Origin of the sequence: Erwinia sp. V71, assembly GCF_965644245.1 — a bacterium.
Taxonomy (GTDB): domain Bacteria; phylum Pseudomonadota; class Gammaproteobacteria; order Enterobacterales; family Enterobacteriaceae; genus Erwinia.
This window is the reverse complement of sequence record NZ_CBFFRK010000209.1, coordinates 1-3135: the sequence shown is the minus strand read 5'-3', so window position 1 is coordinate 3135 and position 3135 is coordinate 1. Positions and strand designations below refer to the sequence as shown.

The following is a 3135-nucleotide window of genomic DNA, read 5'->3' as shown; positions in this document are numbered from 1 at the left end:
AGGATAGCTTATCGGTAGCTAACCGTCCCTCCATCCACATGACCAAGCGTTGCACTTATTATCTGAATTCGCGGTTTCTCCCACGACAATATTGATGACGGTTTTGACCTGTTTAACAAAATCGAAGACGGGCCGAACGGTCGCGTGGTGATCGAAAACAGTATCGCGCTGCGTAACCGCAATAATGGTTTCAAGCTCGGCGGTGAAGGGCTACCGGTGGCGCATCAGATTTCCGGCAGCGTGGCGATAGAAAATGGCATGGATGGCTTTACCGATAATTTCAATCCCGGCGAATTGCAGGTGCGCAATAACGTCGCCATCGACAATGTGCGCTTCAATTACCTGTTCCGTCCAGGCCCTTACACCGAAGTGGAGAAGCAGGGCGTACTGGAGGGCAATCGTTCGTTACGTTCACGCGCCGCCGAATACGCGGATGCGGTGACTGGGCGCCTGAAAGATAACCAGTTTCTGACACTGGCGGACAATCCTGACGGGAAAAATGCGTTGTAGACCGCGAGGCAGGCCAGATGTGCCTGCCGTTCGTGCACTTGCATTTATTTGATTTGTGGTTTTGTTAAAGATAAAACGATGTTTTAATTTTATTGTAGATTAACAAGGGAAGGCGTAAACTGAGCAAACACAGGCGGTTCCCTGATTTCCATTTGTGCGCATCGCGCCGATTAGCTAAGGATAATGTTATGATTCTTGAGAATTTTTCACTGCAGGGTAAGGTCGCTGTGGTCACCGGTTGTGATACCGGACTCGGCCAGGGCATGGCGCTGGGTCTGGCGCAGGCAGGTTGCGACATTGTTGGTATCAACGTGGTGGAGCCAGAAGAGACCATCGCGCAGGTCACCGCGCTGGGACGTCGTTTCTTAAGCCTGAGCGCCGATCTGCGCAAACTGGACACCGTGCTTGCGCTGCTGGAGCGTGCGCTGGCCGAGTTCGGTCATATCGATATTCTGGTCAATAATGCCGGTATTATTCGTCGCCAGGACGCCATCGATTTCAGTGAAAAAGACTGGGACGATGTGATGGACCTGAATATTAAAGCGGTGTTCTTTATTTCGCAGGCAGTGGCGAAACAGTTTATTAAACAGGGCAACGGCGGCAAGATCATTAATATCGCCTCCATGTTGTCGTTCCAGGGCGGCATTCGCGTGCCATCGTACACGGCATCGAAAAGTGCGGTGATGGGGGTGACCCGTCTGTTAGCCAACGAGTGGGCGAAACATGGCATCAATGTGAATGCTATCGCACCAGGCTATATGGCAACCAACAATACCCAGCAGCTGCGCGCTGACGAAGCCCGTAGTGCAGAAATTCTCGACCGTATTCCGGCGGGGCGCTGGGGACTGCCAGCCGACCTGATGGGCCCGGCAGTGTTCCTGGCCTCTCCGGCATCAGACTACATCAATGGCTATACGCTGGCGGTGGATGGCGGCTGGCTGGCGCGTTAAGCCGCTAACCGACGACAGGGACGTCGCGGGTATTCAGGGTGTATAGCGCAACGCGTCAATTAAGCGGGCGAACGCCACGGTATGCTGTTTCCGGCTGGGGTAGTAGAGATAGTAACCTGGAAAATAAGGGCACCATTCGTCCAGCACGCTCAGCAATTTGCCACTTTCCAGTAACGTCGTCACGGTATCTTCCGGTACATACGCCAGGCCGAGTCCGGCGAGGGCGGCGTTAATCCGCGGCTGCAGATTGTTAAACGTCAGTTGCCCCTCCAGCCGCACGCGGATCTCCTGCTGATCTCTGGCGAACTCCTAGGCGTACAGGCCACCCAGCGTCGGCAGGCGCATATTAATACAGCGATGCTGCTGCAGCGCGTGTGGCGTTTCCGGTTTGCCATGACGGCGAAAATAGTCGGGCGAACCGACCACCAGCATGCGCATATCCGGGCCGATACGCACCGCCACCATATCTTTCGCCACCTGTTCGCCAAGACGCACACCGGCATCAAAACGGCCACTGACAATATCGGCCAGTGAATTATCGCTAAATACTTCGACATTCACCTGCGGGTACTGCGGCAGGAATTTCTCCAGCGCAGGCCATAACACTGACTGCAACGCATGTTCACCGGCGTTGATGCGGATATTACCGGCCGGTTTATCGCGCAGATCGTTAAGTGCGATCAGCTGGTCTTCAATGCTGGTAAAGTGCGGAGAGATGGCGTTAATCAGCTGCTCACCCGCTTCGGTGGGGGCGACACTACGGGTGGTGCGGGTCAGCAGGCGCATCGCCAGCCGTTCTTCGAGGCTGCGAATGGAATGGCTGAGCGCCGATTGTGAGACGCCCAGCTTTGCCGCGGCTTTAGTGAAGCTGCGCTCACGCGCCACCACCAGTAATGAAATCAGATCATTAAAATTATCTTTTAACATGCCCACTCCAGAGCCGCGGCGGGGAGATGACCACAGCTACTGCTGATACTGTGCGTCACTGACATGTTCCAGCCAGCCAGTCAACCACCTTACCTTCGAGCGCTTCGGCAATCGCGATATGCGTTAACGCGTTGCCGCTGCTGGCGCCATGCCAGTGTTTTACGCCCGGCTGAATCCAGACGATATCACCTTTTGCAATGGCCTGCGCTGGTTTGTCCCACTCCTGCACCCAGCCTTCACCGGCGGTAACAATCAGCGTTTGCCCCAGTGGATGGGTGTGCCAGGCAGTACGCGCGCCAGGCTGAAAGGTGACAGTTGCGCCGCCGACGCGCGCCGGTTCGCTGGCCTGAAAAGGGGCGGCAATGGTAACGGCGCCGGTAAACCAGTTGTCCGGGCCTGCCACATCAGGTTTTGCGCCATGTTTACTAATCTCGATCATGCTATTTCCTCGCTTACAGACGGTCATTTTTCACTGAGGATGATAGAGCATCTGCTGCGTCAGACTATGCGCCATTTCCGGCAGAGCTTATGAGCTAAATTCATTATTCCGGCGCACAGGTCGCCGTTAGCGCGATGATGACTTTTCTGACACGCGTTTTCGGATGGCGTAATCGCACATAATTAGCGCGGTTTATTTAAATAATAATCATTATCATAAATAATTGTTTTTAGGCGGATTCAAGTTCGAAGTGCAACGCTAAGTCGCCTGTCTTAACTCTGCAAAGACCACTGAAGGCTGCCGGAACCC

The 3135-nt window shown here is 54.4% G+C and carries 2 protein-coding genes and 2 pseudogenes; 2 read left to right on the top strand and 2 right to left on the bottom strand.

The features are described 5' to 3' along the window. Positions 1 to 75: 75 nt before the first annotated feature. Positions 76 to 510, top strand: a pseudogene (locus ACSZO1_RS22050) (right-handed parallel beta-helix repeat-containing protein); the annotation flags it as partial. Between the two features lie 188 nt (positions 511 to 698). Further along, the gene (gene kduD / locus ACSZO1_RS22045) at positions 699 to 1460 is read left to right on the top strand and encodes a 2-dehydro-3-deoxy-D-gluconate 5-dehydrogenase KduD (RefSeq protein WP_437616482.1); all 762 of its coding nucleotides are present in this window, start codon (positions 699 to 701) and stop codon (positions 1458 to 1460) included. Positions 1461 to 1493: 33 nt separating this feature from the next. Here the strand turns inward: kduD and ACSZO1_RS22040 are convergent. After that, positions 1494 to 2387 (bottom strand): annotated as a pseudogene (locus ACSZO1_RS22040) (LysR family transcriptional regulator). A gap of 55 nt (positions 2388 to 2442) precedes the next feature. Further along, positions 2443 to 2823, bottom strand: a complete 381-nt coding sequence (locus ACSZO1_RS22035; RefSeq protein WP_437616484.1) for a (R)-mandelonitrile lyase — start codon at positions 2821 to 2823, stop codon at positions 2443 to 2445. Between the last annotated feature and the right edge of the window lie 312 nt (positions 2824 to 3135).